24 protein-coding genes and 2 pseudogenes are annotated in these 23,776 nt (G+C 69.6%); 17 read left to right on the top strand and 9 right to left on the bottom strand.

Annotated features, from left to right (window positions below; genetic code table 11):
• Window positions 1-3: 3 nt before the first annotated feature.
• Window positions 4-960, bottom strand: a complete 957-nt coding sequence (locus AB0I59_RS13350) for an ABC transporter substrate-binding protein (RefSeq protein WP_358132594.1) — start codon at window positions 958-960, stop codon at window positions 4-6.
• 450 nt (window positions 961-1,410) lie between these two features.
• Between AB0I59_RS13350 and AB0I59_RS13345 the strand changes: the two genes are divergently transcribed.
• The 5 genes from AB0I59_RS13345 to ffh all read left to right on the top strand — a co-directional run bounded on the left by AB0I59_RS13345 (window position 1,411) and on the right by ffh (window position 7,153).
• Window positions 1,411-4,104: a sensor histidine kinase gene (locus AB0I59_RS13345; protein WP_358132592.1), complete on the top strand. Its 2,694-nt coding sequence runs from the start codon at window positions 1,411-1,413 to the stop codon at window positions 4,102-4,104.
• On the top strand, window positions 4,101-4,526 hold the full coding sequence (locus AB0I59_RS13340) for a roadblock/LC7 domain-containing protein (protein ID WP_061259054.1): 426 nt from the start codon (window positions 4,101-4,103) through the stop codon (window positions 4,524-4,526). The genes AB0I59_RS13345 and AB0I59_RS13340 overlap by 4 nt, the downstream gene beginning before the upstream one ends.
• Window positions 4,527-4,528: 2 nt before the next feature.
• Complete coding sequence (locus AB0I59_RS13335; protein WP_228637986.1) at window positions 4,529-4,912, top strand: DUF742 domain-containing protein; 384 nt, start codon at window positions 4,529-4,531, stop codon at window positions 4,910-4,912.
• A 19-nt stretch (window positions 4,913-4,931) separates the two neighbouring features.
• Complete coding sequence (locus tag AB0I59_RS13330) at window positions 4,932-5,489, top strand: GTP-binding protein (RefSeq protein WP_082777354.1); 558 nt, start codon at window positions 4,932-4,934, stop codon at window positions 5,487-5,489.
• A gap of 92 nt (window positions 5,490-5,581) precedes the next feature.
• Window positions 5,582-7,153 carry a signal recognition particle protein gene (gene ffh, locus AB0I59_RS13325; RefSeq protein WP_358132590.1) on the top strand — a complete coding sequence of 524 codons (1,572 nt, stop codon included), beginning with the start codon at window positions 5,582-5,584 and terminating at the stop codon, window positions 7,151-7,153.
• Here the strand turns inward: ffh and AB0I59_RS13320 are convergent, their stop codons facing one another.
• Window positions 7,154-7,861, bottom strand: coding sequence for a DUF4232 domain-containing protein (locus AB0I59_RS13320; RefSeq protein WP_358132588.1), 708 nt, complete (start codon window positions 7,859-7,861; stop codon window positions 7,154-7,156).
• Between the two features lie 254 nt (window positions 7,862-8,115).
• Here AB0I59_RS13320 and rpsP point away from each other — a divergent pair, with 254 nt between their 5' ends.
• The 10 genes from rpsP (at window position 8,116) to AB0I59_RS13270 (ending at window position 14,627) form a co-directional block, all read left to right on the top strand.
• Window positions 8,116-8,577: a 30S ribosomal protein S16 gene (gene rpsP / locus AB0I59_RS13315; protein WP_061259059.1), complete on the top strand. Its 462-nt coding sequence runs from the start codon at window positions 8,116-8,118 to the stop codon at window positions 8,575-8,577.
• 1 nt (window position 8,578) lies between these two features.
• Window positions 8,579-8,821: an RNA-binding protein gene (locus tag AB0I59_RS13310; protein WP_061259060.1), complete on the top strand. Its 243-nt coding sequence runs from the start codon at window positions 8,579-8,581 to the stop codon at window positions 8,819-8,821.
• Between the two features lie 78 nt (window positions 8,822-8,899).
• Entirely contained in the window at window positions 8,900-9,418 is a 519-nt protein-coding gene (gene rimM / locus AB0I59_RS13305) for a ribosome maturation factor RimM (RefSeq protein ID WP_061259061.1), read from the top strand.
• Entirely contained in the window at window positions 9,419-10,240 is an 822-nt protein-coding gene (trmD, locus tag AB0I59_RS13300) for a tRNA (guanosine(37)-N1)-methyltransferase TrmD (protein ID WP_358132585.1), read from the top strand.
• Window positions 10,241-10,443: 203 nt separating this feature from the next.
• Complete coding sequence (gene rplS, locus AB0I59_RS13295) at window positions 10,444-10,809, top strand: 50S ribosomal protein L19 (RefSeq protein ID WP_061259063.1); 366 nt, start codon at window positions 10,444-10,446, stop codon at window positions 10,807-10,809.
• Window positions 10,810-10,920: 111 nt separating this feature from the next.
• A complete protein-coding gene (lepB, locus tag AB0I59_RS13290; protein ID WP_358132583.1) occupies window positions 10,921-11,781 on the top strand; it encodes a signal peptidase I in 861 nt (286 codons plus the stop codon).
• Window positions 11,782-11,797: 16 nt separating this feature from the next.
• Window positions 11,798-12,391, top strand: a complete 594-nt coding sequence (gene lepB / locus AB0I59_RS13285) for a signal peptidase I (protein WP_061259065.1) — start codon at window positions 11,798-11,800, stop codon at window positions 12,389-12,391.
• Between the two features lie 68 nt (window positions 12,392-12,459).
• Window positions 12,460-13,185, top strand: coding sequence for a ribonuclease HII (locus AB0I59_RS13280; RefSeq protein WP_061259128.1), 726 nt, complete (start codon window positions 12,460-12,462; stop codon window positions 13,183-13,185).
• Window positions 13,186-13,224: 39 nt separating this feature from the next.
• Entirely contained in the window at window positions 13,225-13,548 is a 324-nt protein-coding gene (locus AB0I59_RS13275) for a DUF2469 domain-containing protein (RefSeq protein WP_030511723.1), read from the top strand.
• 503 nt (window positions 13,549-14,051) lie between these two features.
• Entirely contained in the window at window positions 14,052-14,627 is a 576-nt protein-coding gene (locus AB0I59_RS13270; protein ID WP_358132580.1) for a murein hydrolase activator EnvC family protein, read from the top strand.
• Here AB0I59_RS13270 and AB0I59_RS13265 read toward each other — a convergent pair.
• A complete protein-coding gene (locus AB0I59_RS13265; protein ID WP_358132578.1) occupies window positions 14,584-15,483 on the bottom strand; it encodes a LysR family transcriptional regulator in 900 nt (299 codons plus the stop codon). The genes AB0I59_RS13270 and AB0I59_RS13265 overlap by 44 nt on opposite strands.
• Window positions 15,484-15,555: 72 nt before the next feature.
• On the opposite strand from AB0I59_RS13265, the gene AB0I59_RS13260 reads away from it, so the two are divergent.
• Entirely contained in the window at window positions 15,556-15,969 is a 414-nt protein-coding gene (locus AB0I59_RS13260; RefSeq protein WP_061259067.1) for a RidA family protein, read from the top strand.
• A gap of 238 nt (window positions 15,970-16,207) precedes the next feature.
• Here AB0I59_RS13260 and AB0I59_RS13255 read toward each other — a convergent pair.
• From AB0I59_RS13255 to AB0I59_RS13235, 5 genes and pseudogenes are all read right to left on the bottom strand, one after another.
• Window positions 16,208-16,717 (bottom strand): annotated as a pseudogene (locus AB0I59_RS13255) (tyrosine-type recombinase/integrase); the annotation flags it as partial.
• 480 nt (window positions 16,718-17,197) lie between these two features.
• Window positions 17,198-17,497, bottom strand: a pseudogene (locus AB0I59_RS13250) (site-specific integrase); the annotation flags it as partial.
• A gap of 48 nt (window positions 17,498-17,545) precedes the next feature.
• Window positions 17,546-18,811, bottom strand: coding sequence for a DNA-processing protein DprA (dprA, locus tag AB0I59_RS13245; protein WP_358132576.1), 1,266 nt, complete (start codon window positions 18,809-18,811; stop codon window positions 17,546-17,548).
• On the bottom strand, window positions 18,811-20,364 hold the full coding sequence (locus tag AB0I59_RS13240; protein WP_061259068.1) for a YifB family Mg chelatase-like AAA ATPase: 1,554 nt from the start codon (window positions 20,362-20,364) through the stop codon (window positions 18,811-18,813). Before AB0I59_RS13240 ends, dprA begins: the two co-directional genes overlap by 1 nt.
• Before the next feature lies 1 nt (window position 20,365).
• On the bottom strand, window positions 20,366-20,719 hold the full coding sequence (locus tag AB0I59_RS13235; protein WP_061259069.1) for a YraN family protein: 354 nt from the start codon (window positions 20,717-20,719) through the stop codon (window positions 20,366-20,368).
• Between the two features lie 341 nt (window positions 20,720-21,060).
• Between AB0I59_RS13235 and AB0I59_RS13230 the strand changes: the two genes are divergently transcribed.
• Complete coding sequence (locus tag AB0I59_RS13230; protein ID WP_358132573.1) at window positions 21,061-22,572, top strand: CoA transferase; 1,512 nt, start codon at window positions 21,061-21,063, stop codon at window positions 22,570-22,572.
• On the opposite strand, the gene AB0I59_RS13225 is transcribed toward AB0I59_RS13230, so the two are convergent.
• Window positions 22,463-23,761 carry an MFS transporter gene (locus AB0I59_RS13225; protein ID WP_358132571.1) on the bottom strand — a complete coding sequence of 433 codons (1,299 nt, stop codon included), beginning with the start codon at window positions 23,759-23,761 and terminating at the stop codon, window positions 22,463-22,465. The genes AB0I59_RS13230 and AB0I59_RS13225 overlap by 110 nt on opposite strands.
• Between the last annotated feature and the right edge of the window lie 15 nt (window positions 23,762-23,776).

The following is a 23,776-nucleotide window of genomic DNA, read 5'->3' as shown; positions in this document are numbered from 1 at the left end:
CTGTCAGGCGGCGGGAGGCGCCAGGATCATGGACTTCACGTCGAGGTCGGTCTTCAGGTAGTTGTACTCCTTCATCAGGTCCACCACCCGCTGGAGCCGCGTCTCGCTCAGCGACGTGGGGTAGGAGCCGAGGGCGATCACCGCCGCGGTGGCCGCGTCGATCTTGGTGTAGTTCGGCAGGACCTCTTCCACGATCTTTCGGTCGTTCGCCACGAGTTCCTGCGCCTTTCCGAGCGCGCGCTGGAATGCGGCCATGGTCTTCGGGTATTTATCGGCGACCGATTCTGTGGTCAGCCAGCCGGCGACAGGGAGGTCCTGAGTCGGTCCGGCCATGGCGTCGGCGATGATTCTTCCGCCCGCCTTGGATTCCACAGTGATAAACGGCTCGACCATAGCCGCGGCATCGACCTGACCGTTTTCCAGGGCCGCGGGCATGTCCGGATAGGCCTTCTCCACGAACTGGTCCTGCGTGGCCGTTACTCCGGCCACCTTCATCTGCACTTCGGCGGTCATCTGGCTCACGTTCTTGAACGTGTTGACTGCGATCTTCTTGCCTCGGAGGTCGGCCGCGGATTTGATCGGAGAGTCCTTCTTGACCATGAGGACGAAGGCTCCGGGCGCGGCGCCGTAGCTGTCGGCGACGTACTTGAACTTGCCGGCGCCCTTCTCCTGGGCGAGGAAGGTGCCGATGTAGGCGCCGAGCGTGAGGTCGATGCTCCCGCCCAGCAGCTTCTGGATGCCCACCGCGCCACCGGCGACGACCTCGGTCTTGACGTCGAGGCCCTCGGCCTTGAAGAAGCCGCGGTCGATCGCGACCTGCAGCGGAGCGATGTCCGGGACCGGGATGGTGGCGACGACCAGCGTGGTCTTCTCGAGTCCTCCGCTCGCGGCGGCGCCGTTCGACGAGGAGGAGGTGTCCGTATCTGAACCGCCGCATGCCGTGAGCGCGAGCGCGGCCACGACACCGACGGCGAAGGTCCGACCCATAAGTCGCATGGAGTCTCCTTGGCTGGGGAAGGAAGTGTGCCCGACCGGTGTGAAGATCGCGGAAGACGGGCGACGGGCGAGAAGCGTACAGCAGACAAAACGTCCTAACGCGGAATAAGTCGCCTATGTCGCAAAACTTGTCAATAAATCCACTATGTCCATAACCCTGCGTGTAGGGATTTGGACCGGTTTTGCGACCGGGGCGAGATTCGGTCATGTGTCGCTGTGCGTAATCCTCCCTGGATATCGCTCTCTCCGCATCGCTTCCTCGCCATCCAGGCGGTCTTTGGAACGTTTGAAGGAGATCGAGTGGTTGGTCAATCTCGTCGCTTTGTGCTCAAATTGCCCCGGACTCGTGGCAGGCTTCCCGAGCGAATCCCCTGAAAGTCCTTCTGGAAAGACCAGCGCGAGAGGTTGCGACCTGTGAGGACAGCAACGATCGAGAGCGGTCGCCGCGCCGAGCTCCAGCCGCCCGGCGAGCCGGTCGCCGGCGGTGCGCCCACCGCGAGCACGCAGCCGCCGGAACCGGCGACCGGGAACCAGTGGGCACTGAAGAACTGGCGCGTGCGCACCCGGCTCCTCGCGCTGATCGTGCTGCCCACCGTGGTCGCGATGCTTCTCGGCGGATTCCGGGTGACCAGCTCGATCAGCACCGCCGCCGAATACCAGCGCGTACGGCAGGCGATCGACCTGGTCGGAAGCGTCGGAAACCTGACGCACGAGCTCCAGCTCGAACGGGACCTGTCGATCCGCTACATCGCCGCCGGCCGACGCGGCGGCGGCTACCTCACGCCGATCCGCACCCAGCAGGGCACCGTCAACACCGCGGTCGAACAGGTACGCATCAAGATGCAGGCCGCGACCGAGGTGTTCGGCGACCTCGGCCGGCAGGAGGTCGTCCGCGCCAACGGCCGCCTGGGCGAGATGGCCGCGCTGCGGGAGATCGTGCTGGAAAGCTCGCTGCCGCCGCTGCCGTCCCTCACCAAGTACTCCATCATCATCTCCGACCTCCTGCGGCTGTACGACACGGCCGCGGAGGGTGTCGTGGACGAGGAGCTCAACGCGAGCATCAAGGCGCTCGGCTCACTCGTCCGCGCCAAGGAAGCGGTGTCGAAGCAGCGTGCGCTGCTGGCCGTCGGGCTGGCCAGGCAGCAGTTCGACCCCGCTGAGATGGACGCCTTCACCTCCGCGCGCGCGGGGCAGGAGAGCGAGCTCAGCGGATTCTTCGCCGAGGCGAGCACCGGCCAGCGCCAGCTCTACAGCGACACCGTGACCGGCCAGAAGGTCGACCGTGCCGCGTTCCTGACCGAACGCGCCCTCGGCATGGCCAAGGCCGGGCAGCCGGTCCGGGCACTCGACCGCAGAGGATCCGACGAGACGCGGTGGTTCGACGCGATCAGCGACCGGATCGACAGCATGCAGAAGGTCGGCGACGCGCTGACCAAGTCCGTCATCGCGAAGAGCCTCACCTTCCAGCAGGACGCCCGTAGCGTCGCGGTGCTCAACATCACGCTCGTCGTCGCGGTCCTGCTGTTCGTCGTGCTCATCACCACCATCATGGCCCGCTCGCTCGTACTGCCACTGCGGCGGCTGCGCCGCGAGGCGCTGGAGATCGCCGGGCACCGGCTGCCCGAGACGGTGCAGCGGCTGCGCGAATCCGAGGGCATGGGCGGCCCGCCCGCGGTCCAGCCGATCGGTGTCGCCTCGGCCGACGAGGTCGGCGAGGTGGCGCGCGCCTTCGACGAGGTCCACCGCGAGGCGATCCGGCTGGCCGGTGACGAGGCCCAGCTCCGCAGCAACATCAGCGCCATGTTCGTGAACCTGTCCCGCCGCACCCAGACACTGGTGGAGCGGCAGTTGGCCCTGATCGACGGGCTGGAGCAGGGCGAGCAGGACGAGGGCCGTCTCGGGAACCTGTTCAAGCTGGACCACCTGGCGACCCGCATGCGCCGTAACAGTGAGAACCTGCTGGTCCTCGCGGGCCAGGAGCCCGCCCGCCGGTGGAGCCAGCCGGTCGAGGTCACCGACGTCGTCCGCGCCTCGCTCTCCGAGGTCGAGGGCTACGAGCGCGTAGTGATCAACATGCCGTCCGACGTCGCGCTCGTCGGGCAGGCCGTCAACGACGTCATCCACCTGCTCGCCGAGCTGGTCGAGAACGCCCTGGCCTTCTCTCCCAAGGACAGCCGTGTGATCGTGTCGGGCAACCGCATCGACGGCGGCGGGATGATGGTCTCGATCACCGACACCGGCATCGGGATGACCGTCGAGGAGATCGCGGAGACCAACTGGCGGCTCGCCAACCCGCCGGTCGTGGACGTGTCGGTGTCCCGCCGCATGGGCCTGTTCGTGGTCGGCCGTCTCGCGTTGCGCAACGGCATCCGCGTCCAGATCAGGCCGCACGACGACGGCGGGCTCACCGCCATGGTCCTGCTGCCGGAACCCGTGATCGCGCAGCCCGCCGTGGCCGCGCACCCGAACGGCTTCCCCTCCGCGTGGACGCCCCAGCATGATCCGCAGCCCGTCTGGGGCGCGCCGACCGCCCCACAGCCCGGGTGGGGCGCGCCTCCTCCCCAGGTCGGCTGGCACGCGCCGCCGCCCGCGATCTCGTCCATTCCTCCTCAGGACACCCAGATCCGGATGCGGCCCCGCCGCCAGGAGCACGAGTTCGACGACGCGACAGGTCCGCTGCCAGCGCTGCGCAACACGCCCGTCGAGGAACGCCAGCAGGAGGAGTTCCTGCCGATCTTCGCCTCGGTGGAGTCCGCGTGGTTCCAGCGCGTGCCCCCGTCGGAGACGGGGCCGGAATGGCGGCAGCAGGAGAACGTGGAGGCGGGCTGGCAGGCCGCCGACGCCGCGGTGCGGAAACCGTCCTGGGAGGGGAACACGTCCTCGGGCCTGCCCAAGCGGGTGCCCAGGGCCAACCTCGTTCCCGGCTCCGTCGGCTCCGTCGGCTCGGCCGGGCCCGCGGCCTCCCCGCCGCCCGCGCTGTCCCCCGACCGCATGCGCAGCCGGCTCTCCAGCCTGCAACGCGGCGTACAGCAGGGCCGCGCGGTGACCAGAGGCGAACTGAGCGAGGACCAGGGATATCCCGGGCCCAAGAATGTGGAGGACGCATGAGAGAGATGAGCCAGGGGGCTCGCGGCATCAACTGGCTGATCAGCGACTTCGTGGGATCCGTCCCCGGCGTCGCCCACGCGGTGGTGGTGTCGGCGGACGGCCTGCCGCTGGCGTACTCCGATGGGTTCCCCAAGGACCGGGCGGACCAGCTCGCCGCGGTCGCCGCCGGGTTGATCAGCCTGACGCAGGGCGCGTCGCGGGTGTTCGAGGGCGGCCCGGTCAACCAGACGGTGGTCGAGATGCAGCGCGGGCTGCTCCTGATCATGTCCATCAGCGACGGCTCGTGTCTCGCGGTGCTCGCCTCGGCCGAATGCGACATGGGCCTGGTGGCCTACCAGATGACGCTACTGGTGGATCGTGCGGGGCAGGTGCTCACCCCCGCCGTACGTGCGGAACTCCAGGCATCGCACCCGAGGGGCTGACGGTGGACCAATGGGGGCAGCCGTACGGCGGCGCCCCGCTTCCCCAGGAGCCCTCCTCGCCGGTGCGCCCGTACACGGTGACGGGAGGCCGCACGGCTCCGCGCATGCAACTCGCTCTGGAGGCGCTCGTCTCCTCGGCCACGTCCACGCATCTCGACCTGTCCGGCAGGCCGCCGGAACACCGCGCGATCAGCTCGCTGTGCCGCCAGGTGAGATCGGTGGCGGAGGTGTCGGCGATGCTGCGGATCCCGCTGGGCGTGGTCCGCGTCGTGATCGCGGACATGGCGGCGGAGGGGCTGGTGCACGTGCACCAGCCGCAGCTCGACGCGGGTAAGCCTGATCTGAACTTGCTTGAAAGGGTGCTCAGTGGACTTCGCAGGCTCTAGCCATGGCTCTCAGCGGGGTCTGACCTCGACGAAGATCGTGGTGGCGGGCGGTTTCGGTGTGGGCAAGACCACCTTCGTCGGCGCGGTCTCGGAGATCGTGCCGCTCACGACGGAGGCGGTGATGACCGACGCGTCCAAGGACATCGACGACGTCGGGCTGGTACCGCACAAGACCACGACGACCGTGGCGATGGACTTCGGCCGGGTCTCCCTGGACCAGGATCTGATCCTCTACCTGTTCGGTACGCCGGGTCAGCATCGCTTCTGGTTCATGTGGGACGACCTCGTACGCGGTGCGATCGGCGCGGTCGTGCTGGTGGACACGCGGCGGCTGGCGGACAGCTTCCCCGCGGTCGACTACTTCGAGGAGGCCCAGCTCCCGTTCGTCGTCGGCGTCAACGGCTTCGACGGGCAGTACGGCCACACCGAGGACGAGCTCAGGGAGGCGCTCACGCTCTCCTCTCGCGTCCCCGTCGTACGGACCGACGCCCGCAGCCGGGAATCGGTCAAGCACACGCTCATCACCCTGGTCGAGCACGCCCTCACCACCCATGTCGGCAGCGGCGGAGGATGGTGACGCGACATGGGCTCGGGCACGCATGCCGCACGGGCGGCTAGGCTGGGACGCGAGCTCTTTACCGTCCACTCGCTTCGAGGCTGGCCAAACACGTGTTCGAGACGCTTTCCGACCGGCTGACTTCGGTCTTCTCCTCCCTGCGGTCCAAGGGCAGGCTTTCCGACGCCGACATCGACGCGACCTGCCGCGAGATCCGCATCGCCCTGCTCGAGGCGGACGTCGCGCTGCCGGTGGTCAAGGCATTCGTCGCCCAGGTCAAGGAGCGGGCGCGCGGGGCCGAGGTCTCCCAGGCGCTGAACCCCGCCCAGCAGGTCGTCAAGATCGTCAACGACGAGCTGATCGAGATCCTGGGCGGCGAGACCCGGCGGCTCCGCTACGCCAAGACCCCGCCGACCGTCATCATGCTCGCCGGTCTGCAGGGTGCCGGTAAGACGACGCTCGCGGGCAAGCTCGCCAAGTGGCTGCGTGACCAGGGGCACGCGCCGCTGCTCGTGGCCTGTGACCTGCAGCGGCCCAACGCGGTCCAGCAGCTCGCCGTGGTGGCCGAGCGCGCGGGTGCCGCGGTCTACGCGCCCGAGCCCGGCAACGGCGTGGGCGACCCCGTCGCGGTCGCCCGGCAGTCGATCGACCACGCCAAGCGGCAGCAGCACGACATCGTGGTCATCGACACCGCCGGCCGTCTGGGCATCGACCAGGAGATGATGAAGCAGGCCGCGGACATCCGTGACGCGGTCAGCCCCGACGAGGTGCTGTTCGTCGTCGACGCGATGATCGGCCAGGACGCGGTGAGCACCGCCCAGGCGTTCATGGACGGCGTCGGCTTCGACGGCGTCGTGCTCACCAAGCTCGACGGCGACGCCCGAGGCGGCGCCGCGCTGTCGGTGCGGCACATCACGAGCCGTCCGATCATGTTCGCGTCCACCGGTGAGAAGCTCGAGGACTTCGACGCCTTCCACCCGGACCGCATGGCCGGCCGGATCCTCGACATGGGTGACATCCTCACCCTGATCGAGCAGGCACAGAAGACGTTCGACGAGGCCGAGGCCGCCAAGATGGCCGGCAAGCTCGCCTCCGGCGACGGCTTCACGCTCGACGACTTCCTCGAGCAGATGATGATGGTCCGCAGGATGGGCCCGATCAAGAACCTGCTCGGCATGATGCCCGGCATGGGGCAGATGCGCGACCAGCTCAACCAGGTCGACGACCGCGACCTCGACCGCATCGCCGCGATCATCCGTTCCATGACCCCCGGCGAGCGACACGACCCCAAGATCATCAACGGCTCGCGCCGGGCCCGCATCGCCAAGGGCTCCGGTGTCACGGTCACCGAGGTGAGCAACCTCGTCGTCCGCTTCTTCGACGCGCAGAAGATGATGAAGCGGATGTCGCAGGGCCTGGGCATCCCCGGCATGCCGGGTGGTCGGGGCAAGGCGCAGAAGGCGCAGAAGGCCAAGAAGGGCCGCCGCGTCAGCGGCGACCCACGCAAGGCCGCGCAGGCCAAGTCGGGCGCGGCGTCCGGCCCGGACGGCCCGGACGGCTCGACCGGCTCGACCGGCACGCCGGGCCTCGGAGCGCTCGGCAAGCTGGGCGCGGGCCAGCTCCCGCCTGGCCTGGAGCTGCCGCCCGGGTTCGACCCGTCGAAGCTGAAGTTCCCCAAGAAGTGATCAGAGCCGGGTCCCCGGCTCCATCGGCCTGACGTCGATCCTTCCGTCGCCGCAGACCATGGCGTCGAAGGGGATCTCGAGGTGCGCGACCTCGTCCGGCGGGATGATCATCAGCCGCGCCGACCGGGGACAGGTGGTCTCCTTCCCGGTCGGCACCACGGTCCAGTGCAGGCGCGCGTGGGCGCCGGCTCCGGGCCGGAGCGTGACCCGGCGCGGCTGGACGCTCTCCCTGCGGGTCCTGGTGCGCAGCGCGTCGCCGTTCCCGTCGATCATGATCAGGCCGGTGAAACCGTAGACCCAGCAGGGCCGCGACCCGGTGTTGGTGAGGACCAGCGGCGCGTACCGCTGGCCCGCCCCCGCGTCCGCCGTGCCGATCCGCGCACTCAGCGCGTCGGTGCGGCACCTCTTCGGCGCGGCGGGGGCCGCCGCGCCGGTCCCGAGCGCGGCCGTTCCCGGCCCGGCCCCGAGCGCGGCCGTGCCCGGCGGGGAGGTCACCGGTACGGTCGCCTTCCCGGGCATGTCCGGAACCGCCGCGGGGACGCCCGCCGAAACGGCCCCGGGGACGCCCGTTGAAACAGCCGCGGGGTTGTCTGCGGAAACGGTCGCCGGGGTGCCCGCGCCCGCGGAGACGGTGCCGGCGGTCCGGGCGTCCGCGGCGCCGCAGGCGGCGACGAACGCCAGGCTCGCGACCGCCGCGGAGATCGTCATGGCACGGGATGTACGGTTGGTTCGCTCCATGCCATGTTGGATGCCTGACCTCAGGGTTTTGTTCGTGTCCGGCACACACCGGGATTTCGCCAAGCACCCCGGATCGTCTGGCAGAATGTCATGTTGGAACATCGTGACCACGCGGGTGCCCTCTCAACCCCGCCGGTCGCGCCTGTCCCTCGGGCGGGTTCGCGTCGTGCCCCACTCGATGTGACACCGCTCACCCACGCTCTGAAGCAGGAGAGACCACACCCGTGGCAGTCAAGATCAAGCTCAAGCGGCTCGGCATGATCCGCAACGCGCAGTACCGCATCGTCGTCGCCGACAGCCGCACCAAGCGTGACGGCCGGGCGATCGAGGAGATCGGTCTGTACCACCCGAAGGAGAACCCCTCGCGCATCGAGGTCGACTCCGAGCGGGCGCAGTACTGGCTGGGTGTCGGCGCGCAGCCGACCGACCCGGTCCTGAAGCTCTTCAAGCTGACCGGTGACTGGCAGAAGTTCAAGGGCCAGCCCGCCCCGGCGCCGCTCCTGGTCGCCGAGCCGAAGCCGGACCGTCACGCCCTCTACGAGGCCGCGGCCAAGGAGGCGCTGTCCGGTGACACCGGCGCCGCCGCCACCACGCCGAAGAAGGCCAAGAAGCCCGTGAAGGCCGACGAGGCCGCCGATGTCACCGAGGCCCCGGCCGGCGAGGAGAAGTCGGAAGGCGAGGCCTGAGGTGCTCGAGGAGGCCCTCGAGCATCTGGTCAAGGGCATCGTCGAGCATCCCGACGATGTCCGGGTTCGTGCCCGTCGCATCCGCACCGGGCGCGTCCTCGAGGTCCGGGTCCATCCCGACGACCTCGGCAAGGTCATCGGCCGCGGGGGCCGTACGGCCAAGGCGTTGCGCACCGTCGTCAACGCGTTGTCCGACGGCAAGTACGTCCGGGTCGACCTGGTCGACCTGAACGAGGCCCGTTAAGGAGAACCTCACACCCGGGGGACCCTCGTCAGGGGGTCCCCCGGCTTGCTTTTCGGCATGATCGGAGGAAGACGAGAAGTGCAGCTAGTCGTTGGCAGGATCGGCCGACCGCACGGGGTCCGCGGTGAGGTCACCGTCGAGGTGCGCACCGACGATCCGGAGCTGCGCTTCGCCCCCGGTACGGCTCTCGCCACCGACCCCGCCACGGCCGGGCCGCTGGAAATCGAGGGTGCCCGCTGGCACAAGGGCATCCTGCTGCTCAGCCTGGCCGGAGTGGACGGCCGCGACGCCGCCGAGGCGCTGCGCGGCACGCTCCTCGTGATCGACTCGGCCGACCTCCCCCCGTCCGGCGACCCGGACGAGTTCCACGACTACGAGTTGGTCGGGCTCACCGTGGTCACCGTCGGCGGCGAGCCGGTCGGTGAGGTCGCCGACGTCCTGCACCACGGCCAGGATCTGCTCGTCGTGCGCCGCCCGTCCCGCGCCGAGGCGTACGTGCCGTTCGTCAAGGCGCTGGTCCCCGAGATCGACCTGGAGAAGGGCGTGCTCGTGGTCGACGCGCCTCCCGGGCTGCTGGATCTCGACGAGGCCGAATAGATGCGCGTCGACATCATCTCGATCTTCCCGGAGTACTTCGCCCCGCTGGACGTCTCGCTCATGGGTAAGGCGCGCGAGCGCGGCATCCTCGACATCCGCCTCCACCAGCTCCGGGACTGGGCGCACGACGTGCACCGGACCGTGGACGACACGCCGTACGGCGGCGGGCCGGGCATGGTGATGAAGCCCGAGATCTGGGGTGAGGCGATCGACGCCGTGGTCGGCGCGGCCGCCGCCGGGGGAGAGGCCGCGCCTGAGGGTGCCGTCGCGCCGAGGATGATCGTGCCGACGCCGAGCGGGCGGCCCTTCACTCAGGAAGTCGCGCTGGAGTACGCCAAGGAGCCCTGGCTGCTGTTCACCCCTGCCAGATACGAGGGGATCGACTCCCGTGTCATGGCCGAGTACGGCTTCCGCCTGCGAGTGGACGAGGTGAGCATCGGCGACTACGTCCTCGCCGGCGGTGAGGCGGCCGTGCTGGTCATGGTCGAAGCCGTCGGACGGCTGCTGCCCGGCGTTCTCGGCAACGCGGCCTCGGTGGCCGACGACTCGTTCGCGCCGGGGACGATGGAGAACCTGCTCGAAGGCCCGGTCTACACAAAGCCTCCCACCTGGCGCGGCCACGACGTGCCGGAGATCCTCTTGTCCGGCCACCATGGGAAGATCGCTCGCTGGCGCCGCGACGAGGCGCTTCGCCGTACGGCGGAGAAGAGGCCGGAACTGCTCGCCAGGCTGGATCCGGACAGCCTCGACAAGCACGACCGGCAGCTTCTCGGGGAAATCCGCGAGAAGGCCGGTCCAGGCGGGGATCCGCACGCTCTGTGAGCCGTGACACGCGCTTCGTTTCGCGTGACGGCCGAAGATATGGCAAACTGAATCGCTGCTGCCGACGTGTCGTGGCGGCAGGGCCGGGCGGAGACCCGGCTCCCAGGACGTATCAAGCCAAGCGCGCGTGTCCCCCTTGTCGCCGAGCCTGTGGCCCGGCCGGGTGGACCTCCGCGCGCCCATGTCAATGAGGAACCGCTGTCATGCACACGCAGATCCAGGAGCTCGAGAAGGCTGCCCTCCGCAGCGACGTACCGGCCTTCCGTCCGGGTGACACGCTGGAGGTCCACGTCCGCGTCGTCGAAGGCAACCGGTCCCGTATCCAGGTGTTCAAGGGCTTCGTCCTGCGCCGCCAGGGTGGCGGTGCGCGGGAGACCTTCACCGTCCGCAAGGTCAGCTACGGCGTCGGTGTCGAGCGCACCTTCCCGGTGCACAGCCCGGTCATCGAGAAGATCGTTCTCCTGACCCGCGGTGACGTCCGCCGGGCCAAGCTCTACTACATGCGCGACCTGCGCGGTAAGGCCGCTCGCATCCGCGAGAAGCGCGAAGCGGTCCCGGCCGCCAAGTAAGGCGATCGAGGTGGTGGCCCGTACCCCCTGTGGTGCGGGCCATTTTCTTTTCCGCGATGATGCCGAGTCGGCGACAGTTACCGTCAGGGACATCATCTAGGCTCAGCAGCGATGACTAGCGAGGTACCGGGGTCAGGCACGCGCCGCCCGGCCGAGGACGGGGTGGACGTGGTCGCGGAAGACACCCAGCAGGCCGCCGGTGACGGCAGGGAGAAAAAGGGTTCCTTCTGGAAGGAACTGCCCGTTCTCATCGTGGTCGCTCTCGTGCTGGCCCTGCTCATCAAGTCCTTCGTGGTCCAGGCGTTCTACATCCCGTCGGAGTCGATGGAGAACACCCTGCTGGTCAACGACCGGGTGCTCGTCAACAAACTCGTCTACCACGTGCGCGACATCGAGCGCGGCGACGTGGTGGTCTTCTCGGGGGTCGACTCCTGGGAGGGCGAGGTGCCCTATGAGGAGCCCGCGAACCCGATCGTCGGGTTCTTCCGCTGGGTGGGCACCTCCTTCGGCGTGATCCCCGGCGAGAAGGACTACATCAAGCGGGTCATCGGGGTTCCCGGCGACAAGGTGAAATGCTGCGACGCCCAGGGGCGGATAACCGTCAACGGAACGCCGCTCGACGAGAAGGCCTACCTCTATCCCGGCGACGTGCCCTCGCTGTCGAACTTCGAGGTCACCGTGCCGCAGGGCCGTCTCTGGGTGATGGGCGACCACCGGTCCGTCTCGCTGGACTCGCGGTCCCATCAGGGCGATCCCGGCGGCGGCACCATCCCGGTGGACCAGGTGATCGGCCGGGCTTTCGTGATCGTGTGGCCGTTCGACCGGGCCAAGGTGCTGCCGATCCCCGACACGTTCAACCAGCCCGCCCTGCACGCCGTCGGAGCGCTGGGCGGCGCCGCCCCGGTGCTGGCGGGGTTCGCGGGGGCGGTTCCCCTGATGGCGCTTAGGCGCCGCCTACGCCGCAGGCGGTAACCTGCCGCAGGTGACCATGACCGAAGAGAAGGATCCCCCCGCCAAGAAGCCCTCCGGCCTGCGTGACTCCATCCTGTTCACGCTGGGCGGTGTCGTCGTGGCACTGCTCGTGCACATGTTCGTGATGCAGTCGTTCTACATCCCGTCGGAGTCGATGGAGAACACGCTCCTCATCAACGACAGGGTCGTGGTGAACAAGCTCGCCTACAAGTTCGGCGACGTCGAGCGCGGCGACATCGTGGTCTTCAAGGGATGGGACGGCGAGGACACCATCAAGCGGGTGATCGGCGTCGGCGGAGACACGGTGAAGTGCTGCGACGCCAAACGTCGGATCACGGTGAATGGGACGCCGATCGACGAGGAGGACGTCTACCTCTATCCCGGCGTCTACCCGTCGAAGCGGCAGTTCGAGGTGAAGGTTCCCCCGGGCCGGGTCTGGCTGATGGGCGACCATCGGAACAACTCGCGGGACTCTCGGGCGTACATGGACGACCAGTACAAGGGCACGATCTCGGAGGACGACCTGGTCGGCCGGGCGTTCGTTCGCTACTGGCCGTTCTCCCGTTTCGGTTTCCTCTCCCGTCCGGAGACGTTCTCCAAGGTCCACTGACAACCGGCGGCGTCGCGCGGCCAGAGCCGTACCGCCCGGGCGGAATGGGGCGTACGCTGCTGTTCGTCATGACAGTTGCGTATCGCCCGCGCCCGAGCGTCGTCCGGCGGGATTCGGGACTTTACGGCTACGAGCGTGCACTGGCTCGGCGAGGGTTCACGCCGGTCGCCGGTGTGGACGAGGCCGGTCGAGGCGCCTGCGCCGGACCGCTGGTGGTGGCCGCTGTCATCCTCGGGCGCGAGATCGAGGGTTTGGGCGATTCCAAGTTGCTGTCCCCCGCCAGGCGCGAGCGGCTGTACGACCTGATCACGGCGAAGGCCAGGGCGGTGAGCGTCGTCGTCATCCCTCCCGAGGAGATCGACGGTCGCGGCCTGCACAGATGCAACATCGCGGGAATGCGCCGCGCCGTCGCCGGCCTGGGGATCGACGTGGGATACGTGCTGATCGACGGCTTCCCGGTACCCGGTCTCCCCGCGCCGTCCCTGGCGATCTGGAAGGGGGACCAGGTAGCCGCGTGCGTGGCGGCGGCCTCGATCGTGGCGAAGGTGACCAGGGATCGGCTGATGCGCTCTTTGGACGACGTCCACCCCGAGTACGGCTTCGCCGTACATAAGGGATATGTGACGGCGGCCCATCGGCGGGCGCTAGCCGATCATGGTCCTACCCCGCATCACCGGTTCTCCTTCGTGACCGTCACCGGGACGCGTACGGGTCTCTCCGTCGTGGTCCGCCGTGGTCTGACGGGGGAGGACGAGGAGATGCGAGAGAATGGAACGGAGGCCGGTGTCGTCTGACCGCGCGGCCTTGGCGGGGTGCGAAACAGGAGGACCGGAATGAGCGCAGAGGATCTCGAAAAATACGAGACCGAGATGGAGTTGCAGCTCTACCGGGAGTACCGCGACGTGGTCGGGCTGTTCACCTACGTCGTCGAGACCGAGCGGCGCTTCTATCTCACCAATTCCGTCGATCTCGACGTACGCACCGCGGAGAACGGCGACGTCTTCTTCGACGTGAAGATGCAGGACGCCTGGGTCTGGGACATGTACCGGCCGGCCAGGTTCGTGAAGAACGTCCGGGTCGTGACGTTCAAGGACGTCAACGTCGAGGAACTGGCCAAACCGGACCTGGAGATGCCCAAGGAGGGCTTCTCCAGCTGACGACCTGCCCGTGATCGGGTCCGATCCGCCGCTGACGGGCCCGACTGACTGAAGTCCGGGCCCGGTCGGTTGACGTTGGGCGGGACCGGGGGCACGAACATGCCTGACCGGGGCTCGCGCATCGGCCCGCTGGCCTGCCTGACGTTGAGGTTGGATCCCCAGTCGGCTGTGGTGGTTGGCCGAAACTCCGGCATCAGCCCGCGTGACCGGTCTGAGGGCTGGGTGCGAGCCCTGGTGGCTGCGCTGATGGTCGACCGCCGATCCCCGGTTCGGCTGTGGTGATGGTCTGACTGTCGGTTGCTGGTCGGGCCTACGGCTTGGAGCGTGGGCCCATCCTGCCCGGAGGCGCGGCCTGGATCGGCCCCTGGCCAGAGGGTGGCGCTCGGCCGGCTCCGGCCATAAGGCGAGGAGTCGGGTCGGCGACCGCCTGTGGATAGTCATCACTTTCCACAGAATGGGGTTCGGTCGGTAAGCATGCGGTGCCGCCGGGCCACCCTGCTGTCATGCGCATTCTGGCCGTGATGGTGGCCCTCCTCGCATGGCCGTCCCCGGCTCGCATCACCGGAGATCCGCCACGCTGGCAGTGGCCGCTGGCGGGTCGCCCGGTTCTGATCAGACGGTTCCAGCCGCCTCCAGAGCGATGGCTGGCCGGGCATCGGGGCGTGGACGTCGGAGCGCTGCCCGGTGAGACCGTGCGCTCGGCCGGGCCCGGAGTCGTCGGTTACGCGGCCCCGCTGGCCGGGCGCGGGGTCGTGACGGTGATCCACCCGGGAGGCTTGCGGACGACGTACATGCCCGTCCGGGCTTCGGTCCAGCCAGGACAGGCGGTCGAGGCGGGTGCCCCGATAGGCGTCGCAGAGGACCTCCCCGGCCACTGCCCGACGCCCTGCCTGCACTGGGGTCTCCTGCGCGGGGACGCGTATCTGGACCCCCTTCTGCTTCTGGGGCTGGGCCAGGTCCGCCTGCTGCCATCGGGGCCGGCAGTCGGTCCCCGACAGGGCGGCCGCCCCCCGGCCCTCGCTCAGCGCAGTGCCCTCACTCGAGTGATTCACGGCGAGCGACGTCAAGGAATCGCCTGATCAGCGGATTCCTGTCGTCGCGGCGCCAGCACATGGCGACGGTGGTACGCGCGGTGTTCGGCTCGATCGCCCGGTAGGCCACGCCCCCGAGCCGGACCCGGCGGATGCTCGCCGGGGCGAGGGAGATGCCAAGGCCCGCCTCAACGAGTGCGGCGACCGTCTGCCACTCCACCGCGGGTTGGCCGATGCGGGGTTCGAAGCCCGCATCGCGGCACAGGCCGAGGATGCGGTCGTGAAGCGTCGGCCCTGTGGCGCGTGGGAGGAGAACAAAGGGCTCATTCGCCAGTGCCACCAGGGGAACGACGCGTTCGGCGGCGAGGGGATGGCCGGACGGCAGGACCGCGACGAACTTCTCGGACAGGATCGGCTCGGCCACCAGGCCCGGATCCGCCGGTGGCTCTCGCAGGAGTCCGATGTCGATGCCCTGCTCGTGCAGGGCCGAGATCTGAGGAGCGGTCGTCATCTCGTGGATCTCCGTCTCCACGTCCGGATACCGATCACGGTAGGCGCGCAACAGCACCGGGAGGATGGTCAGCGCAAGCGACGCCGCGAATCCGATCCGGATGCGACCGACCTCTCCGTTGCCCACGCGCCGTGCTGTCTCCAGTCCCTCCGCGATCTCATCAAGCGCGCGCCGGGCCGAGGGCAGGAGTTCCCGTCCTGCCGGAGTCAGCGCGACTCGACCCGATGCCCGGTCGAACAGCGGGTGCCCGACCTTCTCCTCCAACCGCCGGATCTGCTGGCTCAACGGGGGCTGTGCGATGCCCAGACGCTGGGCGGCATGTCCGAAATGGAGCTCCTCCGCGAGCACGGTGAAGGCGTACAGCTGGTGAAGCGCGAGTTCAGGGCGATCCATACGTGCAGAGATATCACGCCGATCTAGCGAACATATTGGACGTATCATGCCTGGTTGTTTAGTGTGCGCCGCATGACAGAGCGACGTGCGATCATGAGCGGCTCCACCTTCGAGGAGGAGATCGGATACGCCCGTGCGGTGGTGCACGGTGACTGGGTTCATGTGTCGGGGACCACGGGGTTCGACTACGCGACCATGACGATCTCCGAGGATGTGGTCGAGCAGGTCGAGCAGTGCCTGCGCACCATCGAAGCGGCCCTGGCCGAGGCGGGTTGCTCGCTCTCGGACGTCGTCCGAGTGCGGTACCTGCTACCTGACCGGGAGGATTTCGAGCCGTGCTGGCCGACCCTGCGCCGCCGCTTCGCAGACATCCGCCCGGCCGCGACGATGCTCGTATGCGGTCTCGCCGATCCCCGCATGAAGATCGAAATTGAGGTCGACGCGCGCCGTACCGCAACATCTGGGCCGACGCTCACGGCTGACTGACCGCGAGGGTGAACGTCGGCGTGACCGACGCGCTGCCGCTCACGCGTGTTGGCGCGTGCCTTTCCTACGGGCGATCACGGGATGTACGCGGCACACGAGGTCGTGAAGGGGCATCGTGCCGGAGGTTGTGAATGTGATCGCGCCTGGTTGTGAAGGCTGACGGTGCCCGGGGTTGTGAAGGGTGGCGAGACCGGTTCTTTACCGAGGTCACACGCGGCTACGGCGCCGGGAAGTGATCTCAGGCGCGAGGGTGGGCTTGCCGGTAGACCATGCGGAGCCGTTCGATTGAGACGTGCGTGTAGATCTGGGTCGTGGCCAAAGAGGCGTGCCCGAGCATCTCCTGGACACTGCGCAGGTCCGCCCCGCCCTCCAGGAGATGCGTGGCGGCGGTGTGCCGCAGCCCGTGCGGCCCCATGTCGGGAGCGCCTTCCACCTCGGCGAGCCGGGCGTGCACCACCTTGCGCACGGTGCCCTGGTCGATCCGGCCGCCGCGCACTCCAAGGAAAAGGGCCGGGCCGGTGCCTTCACGGATCCACAATGGCCTGCCTCGTACGCACCAGGCGTCCAGGGCCCGCAGTGCGGGCAGGCCGAACGGCACGATCCGTTCCTTGCGCCCCTTGCCGAGGACGCGCAGGGTGTTGCGGTCGCGATCCACGTCGTCGACATCGAGACCGCACAGCTCACCGACCCGCATGCCAGTGGCGTAGAGCAGTTCGAGCATCGCGGTGTCCCGCAGTTCCCTCGGATCGCCTGCTGCCAGCGGCGCTCCCGTATTTCGTGGTCCGTGCGGCGCCGGAGGTTCCTGTGGCAGGGGAGGTTCCTCCGAACTCGGCGAAGCGCTGGCATTTGTGCCGATTGGCATCGCTGTGGCATTTGCGCTCGCTGGGATACCTGAACCTTGCCAAGCAATCGAATCAGGGGCGTCCGAGCGCTGCCCGGAACCTGAACGCGGCCGGGGGTCCCAACTCTGCCGGGGGTCCGAACGCGGCCGGGGGTTCGAGTACGGCCGGGAGTCCGAATGCTGCTGGACGTCCCAGCGCTGCTGGAGGTCCGAATGCTGCTGGGGGTCCGAACTCCGCCGGGGGTCCGAAGGTCGCGTGCGACCGGCACCGCTCCGGTCCAGCACGGCCTTGGCCTCGTCCTGACTGAGGACGGTGGGCAGGCGGCGAGGAGCCTTCGCGGTGCCCAGGAGCAGCCCGGGATCGCTCGTCAACCAGCCGCGGCGATGGCAGAAGGCGGTGAAGACGCGGGCGCAGGCTGAGCGGCGTGCGAGCGTGGCTCGCGACCGCCCGGCCTGGTGCTGTTCGCCGAGCCATTCGCGGAGGACGGCGATGTCCAGGGCGGCGAGCCGCTCGTGCCCGGCCGCGCGGAGGTGGCCGAGCAGCGCGGACGCGTCGCCGTTGTACGCGCGGATGGTGTGCGGCGAGAGATCCCGTTCCAGCCGCAGATGCCGTTCGAACTCGGCGAGCACGGTCTCGAACGAGGAGTCCGGGGTCGGGGTCGAGCCGTGGAAGACGCCGTCGGCCATGGGAGTCATGGTAGCGACCTGCCCGATCATTGATCTGGTGCACGTGGATCACCGGTCCTGTTCGCGACGCAGGCGCCAGCCCCGGTCGCTCTGGTCGATGAAACCGGCGGCGGCAAGCCGGCCGAGGCAGCTCAGCGTGGTGGTGAGATCCACGCCCGCGGAGACGGCGATGGCCGCGGGGCCGGTTCCCACACGGGAGGGGACCGCTTCCAGAACCCGCCTGGTCTCGTCGTTCAGGGCGTCACGAGGATGAACGGGGCCGCGCCGTTCCAGGGCGAGATCACCGCCGATCGTCCCGACCAGCTCGGTGATCTCCTGGACGGAGGTCACACAGACGGCGCGTCCCTGCCGGATGAGGTCGTGACAACCCTCGGAAACCTCCAAGGTGATCGGACCGGGCACCGCCATCAGATGCCGGTTCAGCTCAGAGGCATGGCCGGCGGTGTTGAGCGCTCCGCTGCGTACGGCGGCCTGCACTACCACGGTGCCGCGTGACAGCGCGGCGATCAGCCGGTTCCTGACCAGGAAGCGTGGCCGCGTCGGCCGGGACCCCATGGGAACCTCACTGATCACCACGCCCTGTGACCGCACCACACGGAACAGGTCCTGATGCGCGGTGGGATAGCAGACGTCCGTGCCGCAGGCGAGGACGACGACGGTCGGCATCCCGCTCGCGAGAGCGCCCCGGTGCGCGGCGGCGTCGATGCCGTACGCGCCGCCGCTGATCACGGTCCACCGGCGGTCACCGAGGCCGGAGGCCAGCTCGGCCGCCACCTGCGCGCCGTACGCCGTGGCGGCTCTGGCCCCGACGATCGCCACTGATCGAAGGCAGGCGAATCGCAGGTTGACCGCGCCGTCGAGCCACAACCCGTAGGGACGCTCGTCCCCGAGGTCCTCAAGCTGGGTCGGCCATTCCGGATCTCCTGGGACCACCAGGCGGGCGCCCTGCTCGCGCCCTTCGGCCAGGTCGCGGACTGGATCGGCGTAACGGGCCGCCCACGACGCGGCGAGCCGATCCAGCGCGGGCATGCGCCCCGCGGCCCGGGCACGCTTCGTCTCCGCCGAGGCGAACTCGGGGTCGAGGACGCCTCGTCGTGCCTGGTCGGCAGCGGCCACGGCACCGTAACGCCTGACCAGCCTTCCCATCACCCGCTCTCCCGGCTCCGCCATCCGCATGAGGGCGACGCACGCCAGCAGTTCCGCTTCCGTGGCACGGCTCGACGGGGCACTCTCCTCGGGAAGGCTCGCCGTCGTCGGTACGTCCGCCGGGGACGACGAGGAGGGCGCGCGGTCGGCTTCACGTGGTGTCGCCATCAGTTCACCCCCAACCACATGGCGAGGGCGGCCGATGTCTCGGACTCGCCCGGGCGGTCCTTGCCCGCCAGATCAGAGATCGTCCATGCCACGCGGAGAACACGATCGACGCCGCGAGCGCTCAGGGTCCCGAGATCGAGCCCTCGATGCAGGGGTGCGAGAGCGCCGGTCGGCAACCGGAAATCGGTGTGGAGCGCGGCCGAGCCCACGTCCGCGTTGTTCCGCCAGGGAGTGCCGGCCAGACGCTTGACCGCGCGCTCGCGGGCCGCCAGCACCCGCTCGGCCACGATGGGGCTGGACTCGGCGACCTGCCGATCCGCCATCAGCTCGGCACGAGTGGCGCGGGCGACCCGGACCTTGACGTCGATCCGGTCGAGCAGCGGTCCGGACAACCTCGCCAGATAGCGCCTGCGCGCCGTGGGCGTACAGCGGCAGCGGTGCCCCGGAGTGCCGGCCTCACCGCACGGGCACGGGTTGGCGGCGAGAACGAGCATGAATCGGGCGGGAAACGTCACCGTGCCCGCCGCACGTGCCACCGTGACCTTGCCGGACTCGAGGGGTTGGCGCAGCGAGTCGAGCACGCTGGTCGAGAACTCGGGCGCCTCGTCCAGGAAGAGCACCCCCTGATGCGCGAGGGACACCGCGCCGGGCCGCACCTGGCCGCTCCCGCCGCCCACGACGGCCGCCACCGTCGCAGTGTGATGCGGAGCCACGAAGGGCGGCCGGACGAGCAGCGGGCGGCCAGGGGGAAGCGTGCCCGCCACGGAGTGGATCGCCGTGACCTCCAGGGCCTGTTCCCGCCGCAGAGGCGGCAAGAGCGTCGGCAACCGCTCGGCCAGCATGGTCTTGCCGGTGCCCGGAGGGCCGAGCATCCACAGGTTGTGCCCTCCGGCCGCGCAGACCTCCAGCGCCTTGCGGCCGGTCGCCTGCCCCGCGACGTCGCGGAGATCGATGTCGCGGTCGTCGTCCACGCCAGGGGAGGCGCCCTCGCGCCCGTCGAGACAGGCCGCCTCCGCCGTGATAGGCAGCCGGTGGAGCTCGTCCTCCCTGAGCCACTCCACCAACTCGGACAGGTTCGCGACCGGCACCACGGTGAGCTCGGGAACGAGCGCCGCCTCCGCCGCGTTCAGCGAGGGCACCACGAGCGTGTGGGCCCCCGCCCCGACTGCGGCGAGTGCGGCGGGAAGCACGCCACGCACGGGCCTGACCTTGCCGTCCAGTCCCAGCTCGCCGAGAAAGAACGGCTGGGCGATGCGCTGCGCGGGAACGGCCCCCGCGGCGCCGAGTACGGCGATCGCGATGGCCAGATCGAAGATCGAGCCCCGCTTCGGCAGGCTGGCGGGGAACAGGCTGACGGTGATCCGTGCGTCCGGCCAACCGAAACGGCTGTTGAGCAGCGCTGATCGGACGCGGTCACGGGCCTCGTTGATGGCGGTGTCCAGCAGGCCAATGAGATGCGTGCCGGCCAGTCCGTGGCCCACGTCGGCCTCGACTTCGACGGTGTGGGCGGTGACGCCGATCAGCGTGACGCAGCGGGTGCGTGCCACGGCCATGTCAGATCACCCCGCGCTCGTGGCGGATCGCGAAGTCACCGGCGAACCGCTCCAGGGCGATCACATCGACCCGGACGGAGTCGAACCGTTCCTGTTGCCCGGCCAGCCATCGAGCGGCGAGTGACCGCAGCCGGAGCAGCTTGGCGTGGCCGACCGCCTCATAGGCCGTGCCGTGGCTGCGCCCCGAGCGGGTCTTGACCTCGACCACGACCAGCGCGCGCCCGTCGCGCGCGACGATGTCGATCTCCCCCTCCTTGCACCGCCAGTTGCGGGCGAGGACGGGCATGCCTCTCGATCTGAGAAAGTCGGCGGCGAGTCGCTCACCCTGCCTGCCCAGCTCGTCTTTCGCGGCCATGGGACCACCTCCGGTCCCAGACACTCGCGCACCACGGCCCCGTGCCGAGAGGCGTGACGCCGTCCTGTGGATATCCGCGACCTGTGGACAGACCTCGCCGCGCCACCCTTCCCGACGCAGCCCCGGTCTGTCGTCCGGCGCCGCCCCGGTCTCTCCCAGCCGATGGCGTCCCGGCGGGTCGCGTGAGGGTCCTCCCGATCCGGCCACAGGGCGCTTCGACAGGAATCCCGGCGGGCGTCGCGACGGCGCGGGCCGTCGGCCCGCTGCGTACCTAGGCGGGGCGGTTACGGATGAACAGGACGAAGGAGGACACTGGCGGGGGAGTGCCAGGAGGGATCACAGTGACAGAGGCGCTGATCAAGCGTTTGGGCGAGGAGGCCGGAGTCGGCCTGCCCGACGTACGGGTGACCGGAGCGGATCCCGTCCTGCCGTCCGTGTTCCGCATCGGAACGGCAGCCGCAGCCTGCGTGGGCGCGGTCACCGCGGCGGCGGCGCTGTACTGGACCCGACAGGGCGGGCAAGTAGGAGCAGGGCACCCGCAGGCGGACCCAGACGCCGCGATGCCGGAGGTGAGCGTCGACGTACGGCATGCCGCGGCGGCGTTCCTGAGCGAGCGGTACTTCCGGATCGACGGCGAGGGGATGGGCCTGTGGGCACCTCTGTCGGGCGACTACCGGACGTCGGACGGGTGGATCAAGCTGCACTGCAACTTCGACCATCATCGGGACGCCGTTCTCCGGGCGCTCCGCCTCCCCGCGGACGCCGGCCGAGCCGGGGTCTCCAGTGCCTGCGAGAGCCGTACGAGCGCGGAGATCGAGGACGCGGTGACCCGTGAGGGCGGCTGCGCGGCAGCGATGCGCAGCCGTGCGGAGTGGCTCGACCACCCGCAGGCCCAGGAGATCTCCCGGACGCCGGTGGTCGCGCTGTCTCGCCTGGACGTCGCGCTGCGGCCCGGCTCGGCCGCCCGGAACCCACTACGACGTGATCCAACGGGTCCCGGTCGGGTCGGCCGCCCGCTGGAGGGCGTACGGGTGCTCGACCTGACGAGGGTGATCGCGGGACCGGTCGCGGGGCGGATCCTGGCCGCGCACGGCGCCGAAGTGCTTCGGGTGGGGGCCGCGCACGTGCCCGAGGTGCCCGGGTTGGTGGTGGAAACGGCGTTCGGAAAGCGCTCGTGCCACATCGACCTGCGCACCGAGGCGGAGACGCTGCGCGAGCTGGTACGGCGAGCCGACGTCGTCGTCCAGGGGTATCGCCCCGGGGCGCTCGCGGATCGGGGCTTCGGGCCGGAGGATCTCGCCGGGCTCAGGCCGGGCATCGTGTCCGTCGAGATCTCCGCGTACGGCTCCCGCGGCCCATGGGGGCGGCGGAGGGGGTTCGACAGTCTTGTGCAGATGGTGTGCGGCATCGCCCACGAGGGCGGGGACGGGACACGCCCGCGTCCTCTTCCGTGCCAGGCACTCGACCACGCCACCGGATACCTGGCCGCCTTCGGCGCGGTCGCCGGGTTGCTCCGCCGTGCGGACGAGGGGGGCTCCTGGCAAGTGGAGCTGTCCCTCGCCCGGACCGCGCGGTGGTTCGACGATCTCGGCAGGGTCGATCCGGAGCGGGCCACGTCGGACGGTACCGGTCCCGGGGAGAGCGGGCCGAGTGGGATCGAGCGCGGCGGGCAGGTGCTCGACGGCGAGCCGGGGCCCTCGGTGGACGACCTGATGGCGAGCATGGACAGTCCCTTCGGCACGCTCACGTACGTGAGGCCGCCGGGTCGGATCGAGGGTGCGGAGCCGTACTGGGCGACTCCTCCGCCGCGCCAGGGCGAGCACCCCGCCGGATGGGCGACGACCACAGGCTGACGATGCAGAGCAGCGATCCCGCCGCGCAGGCCCAGATCGCGGGCCGGAGTCCGAGCATCTCGCCGAGCACGCCTCCGAGGACGCCGCCTAGAGCCATCACGCCCTGCGTGGCGAAGTTGGTCGTGGCGTTGACCCGGCCGAGCAGCCCCTCCGGCGCCTCGCGCATGGTGACGGAGCCGGCGCAGACGCTGTAACACACGACGGCCACACCGGTGATCACCTCTGCGGCGCCGAGCTGGCAGACGACGAGCCAGAGGGGGCCGCCCGCCGCCGCCGTGGCCACGAATCCGAAGGGGAAGAAGAGCACGGAGCCGAGGAGCACCCGGTTCTCGCCGAATCGGCCGGCGAGCCTGGGCGCGATCGCGGCTCCGATAAGGCCGCCGACACCGAAGCCGATCGCCGCGATGCCCACCAGGGGAGCGGGCAGGCCCAGGACGTTCACCGCGAAGAGCACGAAGAGCGCCATCTCGGCCGCGCCCAGCACGTTGACGATCATTCCGGTGGCGCAGAGCGCACGCAGCACGCGGTGGTTTATGAGGACGCGCAACCCCTCGGCGATCTCCCGCCCGAGCCCGCGCCCCTTGGCCGTGGTGCCGTTCTCGGGCGTACGGATGGCTCGCAGACAGAACGCGGACACCAGGAACGAGACCGCGTTGACCACGATCGCGACCGGCGCGGTGAGCAGGGCGACGAGCAGGCCCGCCAGCCCGGGACCGCCCATCTGGGCGATGGAGAAGACCGACTGGAAACCCGCGATGGCCGCCGTCCGCTGAGGTTCGGCGACCACGGTGGCGAGGTGGGGCGTGTTGAACGTGCGGAACACCACCGTGCACATGCCGATCGCGAAGGCGACGGTGATCAGCCAGGGGATGGTCAGCATCCCGGTCAGCCAGGCGATCGGCACCGACAGGGCCGCGAGGCCGGCGATCAGCTCGCAGGCCACCATCACCGGCCGGCGGCGGGCCACGCGGTCGGCCATGGCGCCGGACGGCAGGCCGACCAGCAGGAACGGGAACGTCGAGGCGGCCGCGAGCACGCCCATCTGGATCGGGGAGGCGTCCAGCGCCACGGCGGCCGTCAGGGGCACGGCCAGTCTGGCGACCTCGCTTCCGGTCTCGGAGACGGCGCGGGCGGACCACAGGAGCCGGTAGTCGCGCTGACGGCGGAGGGGGATCAGGGGAGTCGTCACAACTATGAAGGTAAT

Source organism: Microtetraspora glauca, from assembly GCF_040656155.1.
Classification (GTDB): domain Bacteria; phylum Actinomycetota; class Actinomycetes; order Streptosporangiales; family Streptosporangiaceae; genus Microtetraspora; species Microtetraspora glauca.
This window is presented reverse-complemented; position numbering and strand designations above follow the sequence as displayed.

What these genes read in the sequence shown, in the direction of transcription:
- dprA (WP_358132576.1), bottom strand. Translation starts at nt 18,811, where the DNA reads ATGGCGACACCACGTGAAGCCGACCGCGCGCCCTCCTCGTCGTCCCCG.
- AB0I59_RS13240 (WP_061259068.1), bottom strand. Translation starts at nt 20,364, where the DNA reads ATGGCCGTGGCACGCACCCGCTGCGTCACGCTGATCGGCGTCACCGCC.
- lepB (WP_358132583.1), top strand. Translation starts at nt 10,921, where the DNA reads ATGACTAGCGAGGTACCGGGGTCAGGCACGCGCCGCCCGGCCGAGGAC.
- AB0I59_RS13275 (WP_030511723.1), top strand. Translation starts at nt 13,225, where the DNA reads ATGAGCGCAGAGGATCTCGAAAAATACGAGACCGAGATGGAGTTGCAG.
- AB0I59_RS13235 (WP_061259069.1), bottom strand. Translation starts at nt 20,719, where the DNA reads ATGGCCGCGAAAGACGAGCTGGGCAGGCAGGGTGAGCGACTCGCCGCC.
- rplS (WP_061259063.1), top strand. Translation starts at nt 10,444, where the DNA reads ATGCACACGCAGATCCAGGAGCTCGAGAAGGCTGCCCTCCGCAGCGAC.
- AB0I59_RS13340 (WP_061259054.1), top strand. Translation starts at nt 4,101, where the DNA reads ATGAGAGAGATGAGCCAGGGGGCTCGCGGCATCAACTGGCTGATCAGC.
- trmD (WP_358132585.1), top strand. Translation starts at nt 9,419, where the DNA reads ATGCGCGTCGACATCATCTCGATCTTCCCGGAGTACTTCGCCCCGCTG.
- AB0I59_RS13265 (WP_358132578.1), bottom strand. Translation starts at nt 15,483, where the DNA reads ATGGATCGCCCTGAACTCGCGCTTCACCAGCTGTACGCCTTCACCGTG.
- AB0I59_RS13270 (WP_358132580.1), top strand. Translation starts at nt 14,052, where the DNA reads ATGCGCATTCTGGCCGTGATGGTGGCCCTCCTCGCATGGCCGTCCCCG.
- AB0I59_RS13280 (WP_061259128.1), top strand. Translation starts at nt 12,460, where the DNA reads ATGACAGTTGCGTATCGCCCGCGCCCGAGCGTCGTCCGGCGGGATTCG.
- AB0I59_RS13260 (WP_061259067.1), top strand. Translation starts at nt 15,556, where the DNA reads ATGACAGAGCGACGTGCGATCATGAGCGGCTCCACCTTCGAGGAGGAG.
- lepB (WP_061259065.1), top strand. Translation starts at nt 11,798, where the DNA reads ATGACCGAAGAGAAGGATCCCCCCGCCAAGAAGCCCTCCGGCCTGCGT.
- AB0I59_RS13320 (WP_358132588.1), bottom strand. Translation starts at nt 7,861, where the DNA reads ATGACGATCTCCGCGGCGGTCGCGAGCCTGGCGTTCGTCGCCGCCTGC.